The organism is Gluconobacter sphaericus NBRC 12467 (genome assembly GCF_006539125.1).
Lineage (GTDB): Bacteria > Pseudomonadota > Alphaproteobacteria > Acetobacterales > Acetobacteraceae > Gluconobacter > Gluconobacter sphaericus.
This window is the reverse complement of the sequence record NZ_BJMK01000009.1, coordinates 1-21,623: the sequence shown is the minus strand read 5'-3', so window position 1 is coordinate 21,623 and position 21,623 is coordinate 1. Positions and strand designations below refer to the sequence as shown.

General features: G+C 55.6%; 19 protein-coding genes and 1 pseudogene. 3 read left to right on the top strand and 17 right to left on the bottom strand.

The genetic code is table 11. The features are described 5' to 3' along the window. Nucleotides 1–2: 2 nt before the first annotated feature. Genes GSP01_RS08060 through GSP01_RS08030 form a run of 7 tightly spaced genes read right to left on the bottom strand, consistent with a single transcriptional unit; the run spans nt 3 to nt 8,799 of the window. The gene (locus GSP01_RS08060) at nt 3–1,328 is read right to left on the bottom strand and encodes an NAD(P)/FAD-dependent oxidoreductase (protein WP_141352501.1); all 1,326 of its coding nucleotides are present in this window, start codon (nt 1,326–1,328) and stop codon (nt 3–5) included. 28 nt (nt 1,329–1,356) lie between these two features. Further along, nucleotides 1,357–2,313, bottom strand: coding sequence for an oligopeptide/dipeptide ABC transporter ATP-binding protein (locus tag GSP01_RS08055; protein ID WP_141352499.1), 957 nt, complete (start codon nt 2,311–2,313; stop codon nt 1,357–1,359). Further along, entirely contained in the window at nt 2,310–3,335 is a 1,026-nt protein-coding gene (locus tag GSP01_RS08050) for an ABC transporter ATP-binding protein (protein ID WP_141352497.1), read from the bottom strand. The genes GSP01_RS08055 and GSP01_RS08050 overlap by 4 nt, the downstream gene beginning before the upstream one ends. Beyond that, complete coding sequence (locus GSP01_RS08045) at nt 3,332–4,180, bottom strand: ABC transporter permease (RefSeq protein ID WP_141352495.1); 849 nt, start codon at nt 4,178–4,180, stop codon at nt 3,332–3,334. Before GSP01_RS08045 ends, GSP01_RS08050 begins: the two co-directional genes overlap by 4 nt. Then, nucleotides 4,177–5,136 (bottom strand): ABC transporter permease, encoded by a 960-nt coding sequence (locus tag GSP01_RS08040; RefSeq protein ID WP_141352493.1) that lies wholly within the window; start codon nt 5,134–5,136, stop codon nt 4,177–4,179. The genes GSP01_RS08045 and GSP01_RS08040 overlap by 4 nt, the downstream gene beginning before the upstream one ends. Beyond that, the gene (locus tag GSP01_RS08035; RefSeq protein ID WP_141352491.1) at nt 5,129–6,304 is read right to left on the bottom strand and encodes an NAD(P)/FAD-dependent oxidoreductase; all 1,176 of its coding nucleotides are present in this window, start codon (nt 6,302–6,304) and stop codon (nt 5,129–5,131) included. Before GSP01_RS08035 ends, GSP01_RS08040 begins: the two co-directional genes overlap by 8 nt. A gap of 26 nt (nt 6,305–6,330) precedes the next feature. After that, entirely contained in the window at nt 6,331–8,799 is a 2,469-nt protein-coding gene (locus GSP01_RS08030; RefSeq protein ID WP_141352488.1) for a TonB-dependent receptor plug domain-containing protein, read from the bottom strand. Nucleotides 8,800–8,937: 138 nt separating this feature from the next. On the opposite strand from GSP01_RS08030, the gene GSP01_RS08025 reads away from it, so the two are divergent. Continuing rightward, nucleotides 8,938–9,684: a helix-turn-helix domain-containing protein gene (locus GSP01_RS08025; RefSeq protein WP_167495498.1), complete on the top strand. Its 747-nt coding sequence runs from the start codon at nt 8,938–8,940 to the stop codon at nt 9,682–9,684. A 438-nt stretch (nt 9,685–10,122) separates the two neighbouring features. Here the strand turns inward: GSP01_RS08025 and GSP01_RS08020 are convergent. From GSP01_RS08020 to GSP01_RS07980, 9 genes and pseudogenes are all read right to left on the bottom strand, one after another. Continuing rightward, nucleotides 10,123–10,368: pseudogene (locus GSP01_RS08020) on the bottom strand (transposase); the annotation flags it as partial. Then, the gene (locus tag GSP01_RS08015) at nt 10,365–10,577 is read right to left on the bottom strand and encodes a hypothetical protein (RefSeq protein WP_141352484.1); all 213 of its coding nucleotides are present in this window, start codon (nt 10,575–10,577) and stop codon (nt 10,365–10,367) included. The pseudogene GSP01_RS08020 and the gene GSP01_RS08015, both read right to left, overlap by 4 nt. Before the next feature lie 120 nt (nt 10,578–10,697). Next, nucleotides 10,698–11,468, bottom strand: a complete 771-nt coding sequence (locus GSP01_RS08010) for an SDR family NAD(P)-dependent oxidoreductase (protein WP_141352482.1) — start codon at nt 11,466–11,468, stop codon at nt 10,698–10,700. 10 nt (nt 11,469–11,478) lie between these two features. Then, nucleotides 11,479–12,258 carry an amino acid ABC transporter ATP-binding protein gene (locus GSP01_RS08005; RefSeq protein ID WP_141352479.1) on the bottom strand — a complete coding sequence of 260 codons (780 nt, stop codon included), beginning with the start codon at nt 12,256–12,258 and terminating at the stop codon, nt 11,479–11,481. Further along, nucleotides 12,248–13,219 (bottom strand): NAD-dependent epimerase/dehydratase family protein, encoded by a 972-nt coding sequence (locus GSP01_RS08000; RefSeq protein ID WP_167495497.1) that lies wholly within the window; start codon nt 13,217–13,219, stop codon nt 12,248–12,250. The genes GSP01_RS08005 and GSP01_RS08000 overlap by 11 nt, the downstream gene beginning before the upstream one ends. Further along, entirely contained in the window at nt 13,216–13,896 is a 681-nt protein-coding gene (locus GSP01_RS07995) for an amino acid ABC transporter permease (protein WP_141352475.1), read from the bottom strand. Before GSP01_RS07995 ends, GSP01_RS08000 begins: the two co-directional genes overlap by 4 nt. A 12-nt stretch (nt 13,897–13,908) precedes the next feature. After that, nucleotides 13,909–14,574 (bottom strand): amino acid ABC transporter permease, encoded by a 666-nt coding sequence (locus GSP01_RS07990; RefSeq protein ID WP_141352472.1) that lies wholly within the window; start codon nt 14,572–14,574, stop codon nt 13,909–13,911. Between the two features lie 56 nt (nt 14,575–14,630). After that, nucleotides 14,631–15,617 carry a substrate-binding periplasmic protein gene (locus GSP01_RS07985; protein ID WP_141352470.1) on the bottom strand — a complete coding sequence of 329 codons (987 nt, stop codon included), beginning with the start codon at nt 15,615–15,617 and terminating at the stop codon, nt 14,631–14,633. Continuing rightward, on the bottom strand, nt 15,586–18,459 hold the full coding sequence (locus GSP01_RS07980) for a TonB-dependent receptor domain-containing protein (protein ID WP_141352587.1): 2,874 nt from the start codon (nt 18,457–18,459) through the stop codon (nt 15,586–15,588). The genes GSP01_RS07985 and GSP01_RS07980 overlap by 32 nt, the downstream gene beginning before the upstream one ends. A 306-nt stretch (nt 18,460–18,765) precedes the next feature. Between GSP01_RS07980 and GSP01_RS07975 the strand changes: the two genes are divergently transcribed. Next, complete coding sequence (locus tag GSP01_RS07975; RefSeq protein ID WP_141352468.1) at nt 18,766–20,031, top strand: hydantoinase/carbamoylase family amidase; 1,266 nt, start codon at nt 18,766–18,768, stop codon at nt 20,029–20,031. A 9-nt stretch (nt 20,032–20,040) separates the two neighbouring features. Continuing rightward, the gene (locus GSP01_RS07970; protein ID WP_202256468.1) at nt 20,041–20,967 is read left to right on the top strand and encodes a polysaccharide deacetylase family protein; all 927 of its coding nucleotides are present in this window, start codon (nt 20,041–20,043) and stop codon (nt 20,965–20,967) included. Nucleotides 20,968–20,997: 30 nt separating this feature from the next. On the opposite strand, the gene GSP01_RS07965 is transcribed toward GSP01_RS07970, so the two are convergent. Further along, nucleotides 20,998–21,623 (bottom strand): NAD(P)-dependent oxidoreductase (locus GSP01_RS07965; RefSeq protein ID WP_304363365.1); only part of this gene is annotated, 626 nt, incomplete at its 5' end.

The window sequence follows — 21,623 nt, the reverse complement described above, 5'->3', positions numbered from 1 at the left end:
CGTCAGAAGCCACCGATCAGCCGGATGGGGGTGCCGTCCGTAAACCGCGAAAGCCGGAACGGCGTGGGATCCACAACAGGCGTCGCGCCCGTGACCAGATCGGCCGTGAGCTGACCGGCACCGGGGCCAATGCCAAATCCATGCCCCGAATACCCGGTGGAAATGGTCAGGCCGGGTACGGAAGAAAGCGTATCAATGACTGGCACCGCATCGGGAACAACATCGATCATGCCCCCCCAGTGCTGCAGAACCGGAATATGCCCGACGGACGGAAAGAAAGCCTCCAGTTTCGCGACCATGGAGCGTGTCAGCTTGACGTTGGGTTTGGGGTCAAGGGTCCGGGTCTTCTCAAAGGCCGTGGGCATGTCGAGGTCCCACCGCGTCGGCGTCAGAAGCTCTGTCAGGAACCGGTTGTCCAGACGTGGGGAAACGGCTTTGCGCTCAGCACGGAAGGCCGGAAGATATTGCAGTCCGAGTTTGAACATGTCCGGCACGATCGGCACGCTCAGCCCGACGCTGGGAGCAATATTGTAACCCCCGTCATCACGTTTGCGGAACGCCACGGAGCCCAGATAGGCCGAAACATCCGGAAGCCCCTGCACCGGAGCCGTCCGGCAGACCGAGGAGAGGACCTTCATCTGCGGCAGGGAGACCCCCAGATTGCCGCAGAAAAGCCGGGACCAGGCCCCGCCCGCCACAACAACCTGGCTCGTGCGGATATAGCCCAGCTCCGTCACCACGCCGCAGATGCGCCCGCCTTCCCTGTCAATGCCCCGCACCGCGCAGTTCTGCACGATGCTCGCGCCCATCTCCCGCGCCGCCAGCGCAATGACCGGGGCTGCGCGCTGTGGCTCGGCCCGGCCGTCTGTCGGGTTGTAGAGGGCCGACCTGAACGTCCCAACCAGACCTGGGAGAATGTTGTTGATCTCGTGCCCGGTCACGACCCGGCTGCCAATCTGGTAAGGCTGGGCATCGGCAACGAATTTCTCATGCCGCGCCTGATCCGCCGCCGTCTTCGCAACCGACAGCACACCACAGACAGTAAATCCCGTATCGATCTTTTTGTCGGAAAACTCCTTCCACATCCGGAAGCTTTCCATCATCAGTGGCAGTTCACGGGGATCACGCCCATTACGGCGGACCCATCCCCAGTTGCGGCTGGACTGTTCTCCGCCGACATGCCCCTTCTCGCACAGGACCACCGAGATGCCACGCTTGGCGAGGGCATAGGCCGTGCTGACCCCCACAATCCCACCACCGACAATGACAACATCCGCGCTCTCGGGAGGAAGCTGATCGGTTACGATGGATTTGACTTCAGGTCCCATAACACTTGTCCTTTGTTATCATGAACATTCAAACACCGCTCAGTTGCAGCTCTGTCCGAAGACAGGCCGACTGATGCGCTGGGCCGACCTCGCTGAGGTCCGGCTGCCTGTTGAGACATTCGGACGTCATGTGAGAGCAGAGTGGGGCGAAGACGCATCCCCCCGATGCCTGTGAAAACTGTGAAGATGCTGGCTCCGGAGGCAGCGGGGCGCCATGCCGAGGTGCTGCCGCCAGAAGCTGCGCCGTATAGGGGTGGCGCGGCCGGCGGAAGAGATCGGCCGTTCTGGCCACTTCCACCAGAACGCCGCGATACATCACGCCCACCCGGTCAGAAACAACGCCGACAACCGCCAGATCATGCCCGATGAACAGGATGGAAAGCCCCAGCCGGTCCCGCAGATCCACGAACAGATTGACCACCTGCGCTTGAACACAGACGTCCAGGGCAGACACAGCCTCATCCGCCACCAGCAGTTCCGGCTGCATCAGCAGCGCGCGCGCAATACTCAGCCGCTGCCTTTGCCCACCTGAAAACATGGCCGGTGTGCGGTTCAGGATATCGGGCGACATTCCCACAAGCGCCAGCGTTTCGAGAATGTCCTGATCATTGTCGATCCCTCGCAGCGCCAGAGGTGTCCTGAGAATACGGCCGATCGTCTGTCGGGGATTCAGCGATGCCGAAGGGTCCTGAAAAATCAGCTGCATCTTGCGCCGCACAGACCGCAGACGGGCATGCGAATAGACCGTGATATCCGTCCCCGACAGCACAACCTGCCCCGATGTCGCCTCCAGAAGACGCATGGCCATGCGCCCCACAGTCGTCTTCCCCGACCCTGATTCTCCCACAAGCCCCAGGATTTCGCCGCGCCCCACATCGAACGAGACATTCCTGACCGCATGCGTCTCCTTCACCGCGCCGAAAAGGCCCTTCCGCTGAACATAGGTTTTCGAAAGCCCGCGCACACTCAGAACAGCCGTACTCATGGTGCAAGTTCCTCCCAACGTGCACACCGAACGGTATGGTGAGCCTCTCCGTTCGCCGCGATGGAGACAAGGGACGGCATGGACGCGAGACAGGGCGTTTCCCGTACGTCATCGCAGCGTGCGGCAAAGCGGCAGGCCGTTCCTCTCTGTCCGGGAGAAGGAACCTGTCCACGCGGCGCCTCGAGATGGCCGTATCCCGCCAGCACAGCCTCAAGCCGAGGTGCCGCAGACAGCAGCGCCCGGCTGTAGGGCATGGCGGGCCGCCGGAAAAACACATCCGCCGGGGCATCTTCCACCACCTGACCGGCATAAAGAACGATCACCCGGTCGGCGATGGCGGATGCGACGGCAAGATTATGCGTGATGAAGACCATGGCCATCCCCGTCTGGTCTCGCAGCCCTTTCAGAAGGCGCAGAACCTGAGCCTGCACGGTGACGTCAAGCGCCGTCGTCGGTTCGTCCGCGAACAGCAGATCTGGCTCTGCCGCAATGGCGAGCGCAATCATGACCCGCTGCCTCATCCCGCCGGAAAGGCGCTGGGGAAGCAGCGCCAGACACCCCTCCGGATCGACAATCCCGACCTGCTCCAGCAGGGCAATCGCCCGGCTGTGCAGAGCCGCTCCTGTCAGACGGGTGTGGGCCTTCAGAACTTCCCGGATCTGGCCGCCGATTGTCTGAAGAGGATCCAGACTGGAAAGCGGATCCTGAAAAATCATGGAGATTCGCCGTCCCCGCAGGGCGCGCAGCCTGCGGGCAGGAAGACCGACCAGTTCAGTAGGTGCCTCCTGCCCGCCCGAACTCGCCCCTCCTGACAGGGAGGCCGAGCCCTGAATCGTCGCGTTTTCCAGCAGGCCCATGATCGCAAGGGAGCCAACACTCTTTCCAGATCCGCTTTCGCCAACAAGCGCCACAATTTCGCCCTGTCCGATATCGAACGACAGGTCATCCACGATATCGGGGCCACCGAAGTTGACGGTGAGGTTGCGCACTGAAAGGAGCGGTGCTGCATTTCTGTCAGTCATGAGCTGCGCCTCGATGGATCAATGGCATCTCGCAGGGCATCTCCGAGCAGATTGAACATGACGACCGTCAGAACAATCACCGCACCGGGGATAATGGCCAGCCATGGATCGGATTCCAGGTATTCCTGCGCATTGTTCAGCAGGTTTCCCCAGCTCGCATCGGGCGGCTGGATGCCGTAGCCCAGATAACTGACATAGGATTCCAGCAGGATGGCCCGGGCGATATTAAGGGTCGCGCTGACGATGATGGCCGGCAGAATGTTTGGGAGGATTTCGCGGAACAGAACCTGCGCATCGCCCGCGCCCATGGCCACGACGGCCGTCACATAATCCTGTCGCCGCACAATCCGCGTCTGGCTCTGGGCAACGCGCGCGACTTCCATCCAGCTCACCAGCGTGATGATGCCGATGATCGTCCCGATGCCAGGATGCAGGACCGCAGCAAGCGTCAGCAGCAGAAAAACGACAGGAAAACACAGCACGGCATCGATCACAGTCGTGATCAGGAAGCGCGCCAGACCGGCATGGTAACCCGCAACAATCCCCACCGTCGTCCCGATCAGGGTGCTGATGGCCGTCGAAACCAGCCCGACCAGCAGGGAAACACGCCCCCCCATCAGCACCCGGCTCAGAACATCGCGCCCTATTTCGTCGGTTCCCAGCAGATGCCCGTTTCCAAGAGGGGGCAGGAAACGATGGTAAAGATCAACATGTAGCTCCCCAAACGGCAGAAGCCACGGCCCGAGCCCGCACAGCACGATGATGGTGGGAACATAGAGTGTAGGAATCATGCCACGCGGATGGGCAAGCAGGCGTCGCAGGATGGAAGGCAGTCGCATCGTCATGCCCTCAGCCTCGGATCAGCGACATGATGCAGCAGTTCCGCCAGCGTGCTGCTGACCAGAACGAGAATGGCACTGAACATCAGAACCCCCATGACAACGGGATAGTCGCGGTACTGAAGGCTATCGAGAAACAGACGGCCAATCCCCGGCCAGCTGAAAACCGTCTCCGTCACGAGCGCCCCGCTAAGCAGGGTCGGAAGATAAATCCCCGCCACCGGAATCATCGGAAGCAGCGCGCCCCGCAACAGCCGGTGGACGATGATGCGCCCGGAAGACAGTCCCAGAGCCCGTGCCGTCCGGATCTGGTCCTGCTTCAGGATTTCGCCCGCGAATGTCCGCATGTACCGGCTCCAGACAGGGACGGAAACCAGCCCGAGCGTAAGGGCGGGCAGGGCAAGATGCCTGAGATACCCCACAATGGACCGGTCGCCCGGACTGCTGAAATTTCCGGTTGGAAACCACTGAAGCCGCACGGAAAAAATGTAGATGAACACCAGCCCGAGCCAGAAGGTCGGAAGCGAGAAAAGGATGATGGAGATCACGGACGTCACATCATCCACAGTTCGTCCCGCGCGCAGAGCTCCCATCAGCCCCATACCCAACCCCAGACTGAACGAGATCCCCAGCGCAGCCAGACCAAGCTCGATGGTTGCGGTCAGATGTGAGACGATGATGCCCAGAACCGGCGACTGATCCCGGAACGAGCGTCCCCAGTCGCCCGTCATGATGCCGTGCAGCCAGTGCAGATACTGCCGCCACAGAGGCTGGTCGAGCCCCATACCATGCGCGATCTGTGCAAGCCGCTCCGCCGTCATGCCGGGGGCAAGCGTGAACTGCGAGAGCGGATCTCCAGGTGCAAGATGAAGGAGCGTAAACCCGGTTATCGAAACCAGCAGCAGTAGCAGGATCTTCACGCCGCCCAGCCGCAACACATACAGGAGGTTCCCATTACCCATGGAGCGTCACGGGGCTGCTGGAAGGAGTGGTCAGACCGGAAAAACGGCTGAATGCAAAAGCCGAAATATCAAGCGGAGGAGCCTGCCCCTGAACAAGAGCGGCCATGATCCTGCCGGTTAAAGGCCCAAGACAGAACCCATGCCCGGAAAACCCCCGTGCCATCACCAGACCGTCCACACCGGGGACATGGTCCAGAACCGGCAGCGCATCCGGCGTCTGATCGACAAGACCGCACCAGTAAGCGTCGATTTCCGCCTCCCGGACCGCCGGGACGACATCCCCGAAACTCTGAAGGGTCTCAAGAAGGCTGGCGATAGTGGGAGCAATGACGGGCCGTCCGTCTTTTTCCCGCATGAGGCCATCCCAGGATTTGATCCCGCTTGTAAAACGGAACGCCCCGTCCAGTTGCTGCCGCCCGGCACAGGCGGCGTCCGAGTTGCAGGCGCTGGCAACCGACAGAACCTGCGAGAGCAGAGGCGGCAGAGGCCGGGTCCGCACGACCGTCACGTTTTTGACGTCAACCGGAAGGGGGCTCCCGAAAGGGGCAAGCAGCTCATTTCCGGAAATGCCGGTCGCCAGGACAACGGCATCTGTTGCAATGGTCCGCGAGGTGGTACGCACCCCGCAGATGCGGCGGCTCCGGCTCTCGAGAGACAGCACAGCCTCACCGTAAACGGTCTCAACGCCCAGACGTCGGGCAGCATTGATAAAGGCGTTTACCGTTGCATCCGGGTCCGCATGTCCGTCTGTCGGGCACCAGGTGGCCCCGGCAATCGCGGGTGAGAGAGCTGGCGCGATATCGCGAACGGATTGTGCATCCGCAAGAACTTCGATGGGTAGTCCCACGGCCTCACCGTCCTGCGCAATCACCCGCAGGGCCGGAAGGTCTTCTGGGGTCAGCCCAATTCTGAGATTGCCATGCTGCGTGTAGCCTGTGGAGGCCTGGAGTTCCTCGTCCAGACCTTCCCAGATTTTCACGGCTGCCATGGCAAGTGGCAGTTCAGAAGGATGGCGCCCGGACTGCCGGACGCCGGCCAGTGTCCACCCGCTCGCCATTGCTGCAGGACCGTATCGGTCCACGAGGGTGACAGAACAGCCTGATTTCGCAAGTTCCCAGGCTGTGGCCGCACCACTGATTCCACATCCGATGACAACAACATCAGGCATTTCGCGTCTCCCGGTGTGTAAAGGTCTTATTTCATGCTGTAATTGACTTGGAAAAAGTAATATCCGCCATTGAATCCAATCTGCTGGACGTCGAAATTATAGCGCTGAACACCAAGATAGTTCGTGCTCTTGGGCACAATAGGCTGCTTGGCATTAAAAATATTATTCGCCCCGAGCGAGACCCTCCATCGAGGAGAAATCTGATAGCCCACAAGGATGTTCGTCTGCTGGTTCGCCCCGTTGTTGAAGGGCAGATAAACCGTGTTGGAATAGGCGTAGGGGCCAGTCACATACTGCTGCTGTGAGACCACGTTTCCATAATGGATTTCATGAATGGAAACGGACCATTTGTCCTTGCGCCAGGTCCCGCCGATGATTTCCTTGCTGTGAGGCGTATAGCTTGTCAGGAACCCGCGATAGAGCGCGTTCAGCAAGGAATTGCCGTTTTCATCCGTCGCAGTCCGGGTGATGACGGGGTCGTTGAGATTGATCGCAACGTCCCAGTTGACGGTCCCGAACCGTCCGAAAGGCGTTTCGTAATTCGCCGTAATATCCATGCCGCGTGTGCGCGTATTGGCCGTATTGGCAAAATACTGCGCCGTCACATCCTCAGGGATCAGCCCGCTGGGCAGCCCAAACCCACCGGCCTCAAGAGCATCAATGGCTGTCTGCCCATTATAAACACCCCCCAGCGTGATCCGGTTGCGCAGGGAAATCTGATAGACATCCACGCTGATATGCATGCGCGGGATCGGGTTGATCACGATACCGGCGGAATAGTTCATTGACCGCTCCGGACGGAGAGGCCGAGACCCCAGCAGTCTAGCTGCAGCAGAGGAAACAGGCAGAATGCCCGAAGCGCCTGTCGGAGAAACCCCCATGTCGGAATAATGTTCCTCAGCAAGCGTCGGTGCGCGGAAGCCATTACTGATCGTACCACGCAGACCAATCATCGGATTGATATCGTAACGCATCGAGGCCTTGCCGGTCTCAGTGTTACCAACGTCCGTGTAGTGTTCGACGCGTCCAGCAAGATCCAGCTGCCAGCCCTTCATCAGCTGCGTGGAAAGGTCCATATAGCCGGCTGTCACATCACGGAAGTTCTTGGATGCAGACATGGGTGAGAGACCATCATCCGCGGACGGTCCGCCGCCGTAATAGGACGCCGGCTCACCAGCCCCGACCTCATACGTATCGTAGCGGTACTGGGCACCAAGAGCGAAATTGAGCGGCCCTGCCAGAAGAGGTACATCAAATCCACGGCGGATCCCGGCATCGGTCGTCCATTCCGTATCATTGAAGGTCATCATGGGAGAGAAGCGCGTGGGGGTTTTTCCTGTTGCGGCATACAGATCGGGATTGACTGTATCGAACATGCCAACATCGGCAACGTTTCCGCCATATGTGGTGCTGACATCCCAGTCCCATCCGATAAACTGCCCCTTGAAGCCGCCCGTAAAGCTGTAATCGTTCTGCGCCAGAGTGATCTGCGGTGAAAATCCGTTGGGATAGACTTCAGGCAGAACCGTGGGCAGACGATAGTTTTGGTAGCTTTCTCCGTTGACGTGCCCAAAGGAGGCGAAAGAGTAAGCTTGGATGTGGTCGGTGATATGATAGCCCATGTTATAGGAAATCGTCTCGCGCATCTGACGCGGATTGCCCAAGACATGGTTGTCATACGCTCCCGTACGATCATCCATACCGCCACGGTCGGTATGGTCCATGTACTTGTATTCAGCGCTCAGATCAAAGAAACCACGCCCCTTGCCAAGGTCCGTCCCCCAGTTGACGGATTCCCCTGAAGTAAAGCCGTCTCCTGCATAATAACCCCCATTGATGGCCTGTGCCGTAAGTTCGTGCGCCGAATGCTTGAGGATGATGTTGACAACACCCGCAATCGCATCAGACCCGTACTGGGCCGCCGCACCATCTTGCAGAATTTCAATGTGATCCACCGCCGAGACCGGGATCATGTCAATATCGACCGGAATCGAACCCTGCTGAGGCCCGGTATAATCCGTCATGACGGACGTCGTGTGCCGGCGCTTGCCATTGACCAGAACCAACGTCTGGTTAGGCGTCAGGCCACGAAGCTGTATCGCATCCGTCATGTTCGAATTGCCGATATTCATGTTCGAACGTGTCATGGACGGCGCCATCTGGATCAGCGCATCGCGCAGATCGGCCTGGCCCGTCTGCTGTAACTGTTTCGCAGAAATCACGACAATCGGGCTGATGCTTTTGCGCGCGGTCTGATGCGGGTCCCGTGTTCCGGTCACGATAACCTGTTCATCTTCCTTGCTAGCAACCTCGACAGGCCTGTGTGCTTTTTTGAGGACAGACGTTTTGATAGACTTGGTCGCTGTGGTGTCCGCCGTGGCGGCAGCCGCAAAATCGGGCAGGATCCCAGCAAGGCTGGTTACCAGAAGAGCCAGCTTACGTGTTGTAATAACACGCTTCTTTTCTTCAGCAAGACCACAACACACTGACCTCATTGAACTTCCCTCTCGCGGAGTTCCTGATGCCTTCAGGAATTTCTCATAACGTTTCCGATACGACGCTGCTGAAATGAACTGACAAAATCAATCATCTTGAATTAATCTCCAGAAGAATTCCGAATGGTGGAACAGCGGATGCGTAACGAATCGAAAAATGCAGTTCGCAAGGCAGCCTGTATCCTGAAAGCGCTCTCTTTATCCGGGATCGACGGAGAGGAGCTGGGTCAGCTGGCCGCATTGTGTGAGCTCCCGAAAGCGACAACACACAGGCTTCTGGCTTCCCTGATGCAGGAACATCTCGTGACGCGCGTACCGCAGACAAGGCGCTATATCCTCGCCCCGACCGGGCATTTTCAGCTTAATGAGTCACAGTTTCGGCTGATGCACAGTCGCCGCCTGCGAAGCGTGATCGCTGGTCTGCCCCTCCAGGAAAACGATGCCGTTTTCCTCCTGGCACGCTCGAACAACAGTGCGATCTGTATCGATGCCTATTTTGGAAACGAAATAATACCCTCTTTGACGCAGGGTGTGGGGGGGCGGATCCCATTGGGATTTGGGCCGGGTGCCACAATGATCCTTGCTGGCTGTGAGGACGAAACCATCAATGATGTTCTTCAGAAAAAAAGACCGAAGCGTCAGTATGAAATCCTGATTGAAAATATCGCCCGCGCAAAGGCTTCTGGCTACACGACGGATCAGGGCGCTTTCATAAACGGCGTCGGAGGCGTCGCCGTCTCGATCCCCGAGCGAAACATCGGTACAGGTCTGGTCCTGGGCGTGGCCCTCTCCATCAAGGACCACCCTGTAGGCATTTATGACACCCTCGGAAAAATCCTTTTGGACGCGGTGTCCACGACGCAACCTAAGGCTGCAGCGAGCTAGAAGGCCGTCGAATATCTATCATAGTGTGTGGTGATCCATCGCCTGTCCTTGTGTCGACTGGACATGATTTAGATGCGGTCGAGACGTTTGTATTTTCGTTTGTCATATTTGATTGCTTTTCCGCGGGATCTCCGTTCCTACCATGGGAGAGCTGATCCCTCGTTCCTCCAGGGTATCCCTGAACCTGTCAGCATCACGCCCTCGGTCCGGCCCAACGGCCACTGTACCATGGGAAGGCTGTTCAACAGAGCTGAGACACCGGTGTCCTCACTGACCTTTCCGGCTGTCATGAAGAAGCTGGAGGGTTCGCTCCCCTCGGCCATGCGCGACAGCCCCATTCCCAACTGGATGACATACCCCCGAGACACTTGTCATCCCATCAACCCCAAACCATAAAAACGGGAACTCTCCTTATGAGAGGATACAAAAAGGGAGCACGTCAATCAGATATTCCGTTCGTTCGTCAGACAAATTGTACAGAGCCTGAATGAGCAGAGTTTTGAACATCAGTACTAGATCGAACCTAGGAAGTCCGCCTTTGCTTCTGTCGAAATAGGCCAGAGCCTTCTCCAGGGCAGGAAGCAACACTTCCAAATCCGCAGTCCGGGAAAACACTTTGAGCTGATCACCAAGCCCGCTTAATCGCGCAAGCCGCTCCTCAACATCAAAGAAACATGGAATCACACAAAACAAGCCAGAGCCAAGAGGTTTTTCGAGCCGTCCCTCTGGATAAAAATCACGAACAGCGTCACGCTCAATGCAGGCTTAATGACGATCTCCCAAGATGGCGTCTCTCTTGCCAGCATGGCCGTTGCAACACCCAGAAAAATGGTCCGAAAATATAGTCCTACCTGATATTGCTTCAACACGTCGCGCGTCGTGCTGACAGTCACGCTTCTAACCCGTTGGAGCTGAAAACAAGTGGATAGCACATTAAAGTTCTCTAGGCCTGCATCTTAACGTTGATGCAGGATGTGCGGAGGAGCGGTCAACCCAACGAACTGGTCCAGTAATTATTGGGCCATCCAACCGCCGTCCACCATCAGATTGTGCCCGGCGATATAAGTCGCCTCGTCACTTGCAAGGAACAAAGCCGCATGAGCGACATCCTGTGACGTTCCCAATCGGGGCATGGCGGTCCGCTGGCGTGAATATTCCAGTTTCGCGGGATCAATAGCCGATCCCTTCTTACCGGTCAGGATCTTGCCTGGTGCCACGGCATTGCAGACAATGAATTCCTTCGCATAGTCCGTCGCAACCTGTTTGGTCATATAGACAAGACCTGCCTTACTGACCCCGTAAGCAAAATCGTCCGGCGCCCCAATCATGCCGTGTTGGGACGTGATATTGACAATACGCCCGCGGGTCTCGTTCACAATGTCCTGCTTCAGCATCTGCCGCACGGCCTCCCGCAGGCATAGATAGGCGCCTGTCAGATTGACGTTCATCACCCGGTCCCAGTCCGCCATTTCCGTCTCTGCCAGAGGCAGACCACCCCGGACCATGGCGTTATTGATCAGGATATCGACACGCCCGAAGGTCTCGACGGTTTGCCGAAACAGCGCTTTGACCTCATCCTCTCTGGAGATATCGGTTTTGATGAACACAGCCCGCGGTGTAATCTGACCAAGCGCCTGAATGACTGGTTCGCCACCCTCCACGACATCCTCGGTGATGTCCGCGGCCACGACAACCGCACCCTCACGCGCGAAAAGAAGTGCAATGGCCCTTCCGATCCCGGAGGATGCACCTGTAACAATTACTGTCTTATCTAACAGACGCATCGCGTAGCCCTCAGTGTCGGATGATCTGTTGAAGAAAAGCGCGGGTACGTTCATGCTGTGGGTGCAGAAAGAACGCGTCAGGCGCATTACGCTCGACGATCTGTCCGGCATCCATGAAGATGACTTCATCCGCGACGCTGCGGGCAAATCCCATTTCATGCGTTACGCAAACCATCGTCATGCCCTCGTCCGCCAGCTCGACCATGACATCCAGAACTTCCTTGATCATTTCCGGATCGAGCGCAGAAGTTGGTTCATCAAACAGCATGACTTTGGGCTGCATGCACAGCGCTCTCGCAATCGCAACGCGCTGCTGCTGACCGCCTGAAATCGCGGATGGGAGCTTGTCGGCATGCTGAGAGATTTTTACGCGTTCCAGATAATGCCGGGCAAGCGCCTCAGCTTCGGCTTTTGATTTGCCACGAACCTTCATCGGCGCAATCATGAGGTTCTGCAGAATGGTCAGATGCGGGAAAAGGTTGAAATGCTGGAATACCATACCGACCTCGCGGCGGATCAGGTCCAGGTTCCGAGATTTCCCGTTGATTGGCACCCCTTCCACCAGCAGTTCACCACTATCAAACGTCTCCAGACCGTTCATACAGCGGATCAAGGTGGATTTACCTGACCCAGACGGGCCGCAGATGACCACCCTGCTTCCTTGATTGATCGTAAGGTTGATATTTCGCAGGGCATGATAGCTACCGTAATGCTTTTCCAGAGACCGGACGTCAATTGCAACCGAAACATTCGGAACGGGTGGAATAGCGGGCGACCTTTCAGAAGTCATTGGGATAGTGCTCCAGCCATGTGAGATAATCATTCAACGTATCGGTGAAGGACGGGATGAAATCCGTATCCTGACGAAGGCGTGCGATGGAAAGCGGTGCCCTGTCCTGCTTCATGGGAAAATGGACGTTGGCATCGTCACCTCCGCCAGCCAACGAAATGCCGGGGGCGTGCAGGGCTTCCGCCATTACAGTTCCCCATGTTGCCACAGCGCTGACATGACCATTGCCGACATTATAAATTGCGTGACGCAAGCGGGTACTCAGCGCGATGGCCGCAAGCGCCGCCCCGGCATCACGACTGTAAAGCCAATCTCCCCACATCTCCCTCCCCAAAACGGCTTTTTTGCCAGCCTTTAGAAGGCTCAGCACCTGTGCCTGCGGGCTGAGGAGCGGGCGGACCCCGGTATCATGTTCCCACGGCCCGTAGACCGGCCCGATCCGCGCCAGGCGGATATCCATCCCATAAATATCCCCCAGACGGAGGGCCATCTTTTCCGCAGCCAGTTTGGTAATACCGTAAAGCGACTGCGGCGCCAGAAGACGGGTCTCTTCTATAGGGCCCTCCGCCGGATCAACGGGTCCATAGATTGCCACGCTGCTGGCGATCACGACACGCCGGACATTACATGCGTTCTGGAGGACGCAGAGCAGGTTTGCGACCCCGGAAACATTGATCTCGGTAATGCGGGCCGGAGACGCCTTTTCGGTAGCAAGATCCGGTGTCATGGCAGCAAGATGGATGACGATTTCAGGCGCGCAGGCTTCCACTGCGGCACCCACATCGGAAGCCGAGCAAACATTCCCCTCAATAAATTTTACGTCCCGAAACGGAGCCCGACTGCCGAACCAGGGCGCAACAGGCGTCATTGCAAAAAGCACGGGAACATGACCCAGCTTCAGCAATGCTTCCGCGAGTGCCAACCCGACAAATCCCGTGCCACCTGTTATGAGGATTTTCACGTTCTGGAACGCCCCGAAAGCTCTCTTTGCTCCAGACGCGAAACCCAGTGGGAAAAGGGCCACAACAGAACAAAGAAAATGACAGCAACTGCTGTTAGTGGTGTCGGGTTGTAAGTCTGCTCCTGTGCGATTTGAGCAGATCGGAGAAGTTCAGGGATTGCAACAAGACCCGCAATCGATGTTGTCTTAACAAGTTCGAGAGAATTACTGGCCAGCGGTGCAACAACCTTACGCAGAACCTGCGGCAAAATCAGGTAGATCATGGCTTTGGCGCGATGAAAGCCAAGAGACTGAGCCGCCTCCATCTGCCCTTTGGGAATGGAGTCCAGCCCGGCGCGAAAAATCTCGCTGAAATACCCGGTATTATTAAGAACAATCGCTGCCACCACCGCTGCGAAGCTACCCAGCGTGATCCCCAAAAAGGGGAGACTGTAATAGATCAGGATCAGCATCATGAGCACAGGAAAAGCCCGCATCAGATCGATCAGCACCAAAAGGATCCGACGCAATATCCGCCCTGAGAAGCTATAAAGAAGCGCCAGCGCAAGACCACACAGTAACGACAAGGGCAACGCTGCTGCCGAAAGGAGCAGAGTGAACTTCACCCCCTGCCAGAGCAGAGCCTGAACGGTTATCAGGGACGGAATATTGAAGAAATTATCCAGAAACAGATGCATTTTCAGGGCATCCTAGTGCGAGAAATGCCGTTCAAGATAACGACTGAACATGACAAGCGGGATAAAGAACAAAAGATAGAACCCTGCTGCAAGCGTAAGCGGTGACGAATTGGCCTTTATGGACATAACGCTCTGCGCGCTCCCGAGTGTTTCCTGCAACGATACTGCGATGCCAAACGCAGTTCCCTTTGTGATTGCAATCGTACGGTTCGTAACCAGAGGGAGCGCAAGGCGAATGGCCTGCGGAAGAATGAAAAGAAAAAGGGCCTGCGGGCGTCGGAAGCCCAGTGCAGACGCAGCTTCCCACTGCCCCACAGGCACTGCTGCAATGGCAGCCCAAAAAATTTCTGCCGAAAAGGCCGCCAGAACTGCTGACAGCGCAATGACTGTAGATAGAAATGCCGAAAAGCGGATGCCAGCATAAGGCAGTCCGAAGTATATGAAGATTAACACTACAAGCTGAGGGAGCGTCCGGAAAATTTCGACGTAAAACCGGATCGCTGCATCCAGAAGCCGATTGCGCAGACATCGCAACAAAGCCAGCCCCAGACCACCACTGACACCCATCGCAATAATGAGCACCGCTGCCCGCACAGTTACCCAGAAGCCTGCCAATACATCCGGAAAGGCAGCCTTCAGAACCTGCAGATTAAAATAGTTTTCAAAAATCTGCTGCATGGACCATCCAGGAGAAGAATATTCCGGAAATGACAGAGAAAGTCATGAAGCCCCGGTCAGTGACATTGAACAGAATGGGGCGCAGGATCGTAACCGGAAAAACCCGGTGGTCCGAAACCCGGATAAATGGTCATCAGCGGATTGTCCTTCGAAGGAGGCGCGCCGTACCATTTTGTATAAAGGCGCCCCAGAGCGCCTTCCTGTTTCAGACACTCGATTGCCATTTCTGTCCGGTTCCGCAACTCTACATCGTCCTTGCGAAATGCATAACCAAAATTACGTCCGTCGAAATCCTTGTATCCGACTTCGATAAGAGGATTTCGGCTGGCCGCATAAACGGTTGTTGGAATTTCATTCAGCGCTGTAAAGGCGCGGCCCGTCATGACAGCCAGAACCGAATCAGGAAAAGTCTCGTATCGCTGAACCGAAAACCCGTAGCGATCATGGTTCACTGTCGCCCAGGTATCGGAGAGTGTTCCGCGGTTCACAGCGAGAACCTTACCTCTCAGATCCGCCTGTCCTGAGATTTTCTGTCCCTTGAGAACAATAAACCCATTGCCCGTAGCAAAAATCGGCTCACTGAACAGCAATCTTTCACTACGATCCTGAGTAATATTCAATGGATTGACCATGATGTTGATCCGTGACGAAAACAACGCCGGAAACAATCCCGAGAAATTAATATCTTCGACATCGACCGAACGGTATCCCATCTTCCGTGCCACCATGTTGATGAGATCAATCCCGAAGCCTTCCGGGCCATTCGGACCACGGATGACCCAGGGCGCCACGCCGAAATCAGAACCCACCGTCAGGGTATCCTGAGCACGGGCGGCTTCACACGTTACTCCCGAAAAGAGCATGCATGCCATGGACAGAAAAGCGCAGAGAGATCTCCGCAAACGCATGGCATCAGCCCCTTTCAAAAACCATATCCAGAATTCGCACCCCAGAATGTTCCTGAAGCAGCACAAACCGTTCCCAGAACACGCCTTGATTAAGTTATACTTTTTAGAAATGAGCTCCTGCCTGAAGCCAGACATATCGGCCAATCATTTCTTCAGCGTACAAACCGCTGGCAGTGTTGTAAACACCGGTCGGAACGTATGGAGGCGCCTTGTTGAACATATTGTTCACGCCACCATCCAAGTGCCATTTGCCGAAATTGTACCCGACAGAGATGTCATGCGACGTGATAGGGCTAACATGGGAGACCGAGTTGGTCTTGGCGGTCAAATCAGTCGAACCATTATTGAGCTTCATACCACCTGTGAAGTTCATCATGTATGTCAGGCTGAAATTCCCATGATACCAGTTGGCAGAGAAATAGTCCTTGACGCGCGGGAAACCATAACCAGCAGAATAGATCATCCGACCGTTATAATTCAGCCACGCACCACCCGGGCTGTTCTGCTGCAGATAGCTTACCGTTTCCTGCATGTTATTGGCGATCACAACGGTATCATTCATCGATATGTGAATCGGATAACTCACGTCAAAGTCGATACCACCAGTCTTTACTCCACCCATATTCTGGTAAACTGAGGAAACCTGCGTAATCTGGCCGGAAGAACTCCTCGGAGCAATGCTGCTGCAATAAGAGTTGTTCAGACCCTCATAACACTGATCGAGAATGTACTGCGGGTTTACGGTATTGATCGTATTTTTGATTGTGTAGTGCCAGTATTCAACAGAAACATTCAGACCCGGAGCAAAGCGCGGCGTGATGACTGTGCCAAAAGTGTAGGTACGCCCCTGCTCCGGCCGAAGGGCCTTGTTGCCGCCCGACAGGACCGGGAGCTGTCCCGACCAGGCTGAGGTGAATTTATTGGCGTTCACGCCCGCCTTTGCGCAATTCGCAATCACTGCCGCCTTGAGGCCACCATAAGTACTCGCCTGTGAGCAGGGATCGATCGCAGAAGTCAATGCCAGCGTATTGCCGCCATAGAGTTCATAGATACTCGGCTGACGGTAGGACGTTCCCAGCGTCGCACGGAAGCGAATATCGCGTGTAGGCGCCCAGTTGATGCTAGCCTTCCAGTTCTGGGTATCACCAAAAGTATTATACGAGGACCAACGGCCCTGCGCACCTACTGTCAGGTCTTTGGCGAAAGGAGCATTCTGAAGCAGCGGCACACGAAGTTCGCCATAGACTTCATTCGCATTGAAGCCACCGCCCGTCGCAGCAGAGCTTTCACCCGCAATCTGCCCAGCAGCAATCAGCGGATCGGGACTGAAACTTCCCTGCTCGCTGCGATGTTCCATGCCAAATGCAAGACCGATATTGCCACCATTCTGGTAAGGCAGTTTTACGAGTTTGTTGTTGTTAATCCGAAGATTAAAATCTCTCAACTGATAGTTGGCATGACTATGCTGTGTATAGCTGATGTATTTGGCCGCCTGACCGGACCATGGCATGAAGGGATTGGCAAGCTGGCAGCCGGCAGCGCTGTTACAAACGGATGGGTTATAGACCACGGCGCTGGATGAACTGGATGGATTAAGCTGCTCTACGCCCAGCTCCTGAAGAAGATGCGCGTAGTTGATGTCATTGGTGGTCTGGAAGGATGACTGGCTTGACCCATAGGCCATGGACGCGTCGTAATTCCAGTTTCCGATGATTTTTCCGCGCGCACCGGAGGTAACCTGATAGGTATCCACGGCTGTGCTCAGCTCACGTGGCCCAAGCTCCGGAAAGCGTTTGTACAGGCCGACATCCTTGCCCCAGACATTATACGGATTTCCTGCGGGAAGGGTCAGAGAGCTCAGCAGCTCGGACTGCGGATTGCCACTGCCCGGTACACCCAGTCCAGTAATGCCCGATGTTGTACGATGGGCATAATTGACCTGACTATACAGCGTCATATGACGGTTAATGTCGTAATGGAAATCACCACTCAGATTGGCAGACTGCGTATAGCCCACCATCGTCTGATCCATGCCATAATTATAATTATCGGACGAATTGTAAGGGGAGAACGTGCCGTTATTATTGCTGATCAGGTTCATCCCGCTTGGATCAACACGTGTACGGGATGTAATAGCCGATCCAAAGATGGCCGCAGCCCCCTGAGCAGGATTGTTGCTGGAAGGATTGCGGGACCAGGCGCGGTCGCGCTGATATGTTCCGCCTTGCGTCATATACTGACCGAAGATCGAAATATTACCGCGGTCGTGGTCGAAATTAAATCCTTTATGCGCAGAAATACGACCCGTACGGTCATCACCAACATCCGTGATACCACCGCGCATCGAAATTGCTGCGTCATTCACATCATGCTTGAGCTTGATATTGACGACGCCCGATACAGCATCCGCACCATACAGTTCCGAACCACCGTCCTTAAGAATTTCGACCGAGGCAATTTGATCCGTTGCGATGGCATTCAGATCAACGCAGGCTGTGGAAGTGCCCATTGTCTGGACCTGACGTTTTCCGTCCACCAGAACCAGTACACGGGACTGACCCAGATTTCGCAAATCAACGCAGGACAGGCCATTTCCCGCAATGGACTTTGCGTTTGAACTTCCGGTGGATCCGATGGATGGCAGCCGGAGGAGATAATCTCCGATTGTCGTCGCAGATGTCTTCTGGATATCAGTGGCCTTGATGATCTGGACCGGGTTGGGATCCGCATTGCGGCCCGCACCGAGAAAAGAGCCGGTGACGACAATATTTTCGGACGCGGCGACCTTCTGCTTTTGTGCCGCCTGCACAACCTGCGTCTTTTTTTTCTCGGAGCCCGCAGGCAGTGTCACACCTTTCGTGGCAATGACCTTATTCTTTTTGAGGGCACCCACGGTCGTGGTCGCAGCAATAGATATATCAGGGTGCAGTTCAACAGCTGTCGAGCAGATGGCCACACCCAGGAAGACATATTTCATTCTATTCACGTTACGATCTCCTTAAGCGCGCTCAAAAACGGAACGGCAGATTGTCGTCAGGACGGCAGGGAGGGTATCGGTTCCAGATCGCCTGAAAAGCATCCTTTCGTCTCCACGAAGCATAAAGGACAACCGCTTCAGACTTCTGAACACGAAAAATCATTCTTCAGAACTACACCATATTGATTCCGGAACGTTATTCGTTTTCCTTGTTTGAGAATATAGTTTATCTATCTTTCCGGAAGAGATTCGCCGCTGTAGAACATTACAGGACCATTACAAAATCCAGGAAGGCCGCCGGTTCCCATGAAGCCTGCACACACATTCCTTGAAGATATTTTCGACAAACTCGCTTCCGTCGCGCCAGATGTGCGAGGCGTTCGCCGAGATACCTATGGCAAAGGCGAGCAGGCTGCTCACGACTTGCTGAAGTCAGTCGCGAAAGAGCTGTCCCTAGACATTGCCACGGATGCCGGTGCCAATCTCTATATGACGCTAACCGGCAAGGAACCCGGCTTGCCCGTCGTCATGACCGGCTCGCACATGGATTCTGTACCTGCTGGCGGGAATTTCGATGGGGCGACAGGTGTCATTGCGGCCTTGGAAATCGCAAGACGATGGCGTCAGGATAACTATGTCCCTGATCGATCTCTGGTCGTCATGGCGATCCGTGCGGAAGAAAGCGCCTGGTTTCCGGTTTCCTACATCGGGAGCAAAGCCGCTTTCAACCTTCTCAGTGCAAGCGATCTGGAGGCAAAACGCCATGATAATGGCAGTCTTCTAAAAGACGGCATCAGCAGTTCGGGCGGTGACCCACAAGCCCTTCTATACGGTCAACCATTCCTGAAAGCGGCGGATATCCACGCTTTTCTGGAACTTCATATCGAACAAGGCCCCTGCCTCCTTGAGCAAAGTGATACCGTCATCGGTGTTGTGACAGGCATCTGTGGTAGCACACGCTATCGCTATGCTAGACTTCATGGCGCCTATGCACACTCAGGCGCCACTCCACGGCTGTTCCGTCAGGATTCCGTAGTTGCCCTCTCCGATCTTGTGACCCGGGCTCAGGCCATGTGGGCGGAGCAAGAGGCACAGGGGCATCTTTTCACTCTAACTTTCGGTATCTTTTCCACCGACGCTGATCTGGCGAGTTTTTGCAAGATCTCCGGCGATGTTGCCTTCTCCATCGACATCCGTTCCACGTCTTCCGAGACCCTTCAGGTCATTGAGACGAAGCTGAAAGAGCTGTGCCTCGATGTTGAAAGAAAGTATGGTGTGAGTTTCGAATTCGGGACTCATTCAGGCTCCAAGCCAGCGATAATGGATGAAACGATTCAAAACGAAATGCTTGAAGCCGCGGCTGACCTTAGTGTGGGCGCACAGACGATGCCCAGCGGGGCCGGTCATGACACAGCAATTTTTGCCAATCAGGGAATCCGTTGTGGCATGCTGTTCGTGCGCAATCAGAATGGAAGTCACTGCCCTGAAGAGTTTCTGGATATAGCCGACCTGCGCAAGGCGATTGACGTCTTTGACGTTGTCCTGAAGCAGGAAACATCTCTCTCCCTCTGATCGACTTTCATGAAAGAACATTCCATGTTTGGCCTGTCTGATCGCGATTTCGTTGGCTACGCCCGTAATGTGCCTGTGATGCAGTGGCCGGACGGCAGCCAGATCGCCGTTTCCTTCGTTATCAATATCGAGGAAGGCTCTGAGCAATCTGTTACAGACGGCGATCCAGCTGGTGAGTCCCTTGGAGAGGTCGCTCGCTCTCCTGCGCCAGGAGAACGGGATCTAGCTATGGAAACAACTTATGAATACGGGGGCCGCGCTGGCCTGTGGCGTGTTCTGAAGCTCTTTGACCGCTACGGCATGTCGGTTTCTCTCTACGCCTGCTCAGTCGCTGTCGAGCGCAATCCTGACCTTGCGGACTATCTTTCCGGACCGATCTCACATGAAATCGTCTGTCACGGATACCGTTGGGAGGACGTCACACAGCTTGGAGCCGAGCAAGAACGGGAGCATATCCGACTTGCCATTGAATCCCTGCAGAAAACCACTGGGAAAACGCCTGCTGGCTGGTACTGCCGGTATGCGCCCAGCATCCACACGCGCCGCCTGCTGATAGAGCATGGCGGCTTCGAATATGATTGTGATTCCTACGCTGACGACCTGCCATTTACAGTCAACGTCGATGGGCGGGAGTGGTGCGTCGTCCCGCATGCCTTCGATACGAACGATATCAAGTTCTGGCGGGGCGGCCTCTCCACAAGCAATGATTTTTTCGAGTATCTGAAAGATTCTTTCGATGTGCTCTACAGAGAGGGCGAAACCCACCCAAAAATGATGACGATCAGCCTTCATACCCGGATCATCGGTCGTCCAGGGCGCTTTGCCGCTCTGGAAAAGTTTGTCGACTACATCCGCACGAAAGAAAAAGTATGGGTTTCCACCCGTGGACAGATCGCGTCGGCTTACCGGCAGTCGGCAGGACAGGAACGAGCGTAAGCCCGCTCCCGTCTCAGCCAGCCTTTACGCTCAGACGACCCTGTTGATCAGGGGTTCATCCGTTTCAAATCTGCGAATATTTTCCAGCAGAAGCTTGGCAACATTGGGAGCATATTTCTCACTGTCTCCGGCATTATGTGGCGTTACAATGACATTGGACATAGCCCACAGCGGGCTTTCCTTCGGCAAAGGCTCAGTCTCAAACGTATCAAGCGCCGTCCCTCCGATCAAATTTTGATCCAGAGCCGAAATCAGATCCCTTTCGCGAACTACACGTCCCCGTGCCACATTCACAAGCCAGGCAGAGGGCTTCATGCGCTCAAGAAATGCCATATCCACCAGTCCTTCGGTCTGTGGCGTCAGCGGGCAGCTCAAAACAACAAAATCCAAATCCGGAATCAGTGTACCGAGATCACTGTAAAGCACGGTTTCAACACCGCCCTGTCCATTACCTTTCTCAGGAAGGCTACGGCGGACAGCCGTCACTTTCATTCCAAGCAAACCACACAGCTCACCAATTGTGCTTCCGATTTTCCCATAGCCAATAATACCGACATGCTTTCCTTTGAGCTCCTGCTGCCGGTTTGAAGAGCCATGCCGAGGGGGATTCCAGTGATGGACTTTCTGGTCGTCCCGGGCTGCGTAAAGGCGACGAG

Coding starts and splice junctions, on each gene's coding strand:
- GSP01_RS08060 (WP_141352501.1), bottom strand. CDS start 1,328: ATGGGACCTGAAGTCAAATCCATCGTAACCGATCAGCTTCCTCCCGAG.
- GSP01_RS08055 (WP_141352499.1), bottom strand. CDS start 2,313: ATGAGTACGGCTGTTCTGAGTGTGCGCGGGCTTTCGAAAACCTATGTT.
- GSP01_RS08050 (WP_141352497.1), bottom strand. CDS start 3,335: ATGACTGACAGAAATGCAGCACCGCTCCTTTCAGTGCGCAACCTCACC.
- GSP01_RS08045 (WP_141352495.1), bottom strand. CDS start 4,180: ATGACGATGCGACTGCCTTCCATCCTGCGACGCCTGCTTGCCCATCCG.
- GSP01_RS08040 (WP_141352493.1), bottom strand. CDS start 5,136: ATGGGTAATGGGAACCTCCTGTATGTGTTGCGGCTGGGCGGCGTGAAG.
- GSP01_RS08035 (WP_141352491.1), bottom strand. CDS start 6,304: ATGCCTGATGTTGTTGTCATCGGATGTGGAATCAGTGGTGCGGCCACA.
- GSP01_RS08030 (WP_141352488.1), bottom strand. CDS start 8,799: ATGAGGTCAGTGTGTTGTGGTCTTGCTGAAGAAAAGAAGCGTGTTATT.
- GSP01_RS08025 (WP_167495498.1), top strand. CDS start 8,938: ATGCGTAACGAATCGAAAAATGCAGTTCGCAAGGCAGCCTGTATCCTG.
- GSP01_RS08010 (WP_141352482.1), bottom strand. CDS start 11,468: ATGCGTCTGTTAGATAAGACAGTAATTGTTACAGGTGCATCCTCCGGG.
- GSP01_RS08005 (WP_141352479.1), bottom strand. CDS start 12,258: ATGACTTCTGAAAGGTCGCCCGCTATTCCACCCGTTCCGAATGTTTCG.
- GSP01_RS07995 (WP_141352475.1), bottom strand. CDS start 13,896: ATGCATCTGTTTCTGGATAATTTCTTCAATATTCCGTCCCTGATAACC.
- GSP01_RS07990 (WP_141352472.1), bottom strand. CDS start 14,574: ATGCAGCAGATTTTTGAAAACTATTTTAATCTGCAGGTTCTGAAGGCT.
- GSP01_RS07985 (WP_141352470.1), bottom strand. CDS start 15,617: ATGTCTGGCTTCAGGCAGGAGCTCATTTCTAAAAAGTATAACTTAATC.
- GSP01_RS07980 (WP_141352587.1), bottom strand. CDS start 18,459: ATGAAATATGTCTTCCTGGGTGTGGCCATCTGCTCGACAGCTGTTGAA.
- GSP01_RS07975 (WP_141352468.1), top strand. CDS start 18,766: ATGAAGCCTGCACACACATTCCTTGAAGATATTTTCGACAAACTCGCT.
- GSP01_RS07970 (WP_202256468.1), top strand. CDS start 20,041: ATGAAAGAACATTCCATGTTTGGCCTGTCTGATCGCGATTTCGTTGGC.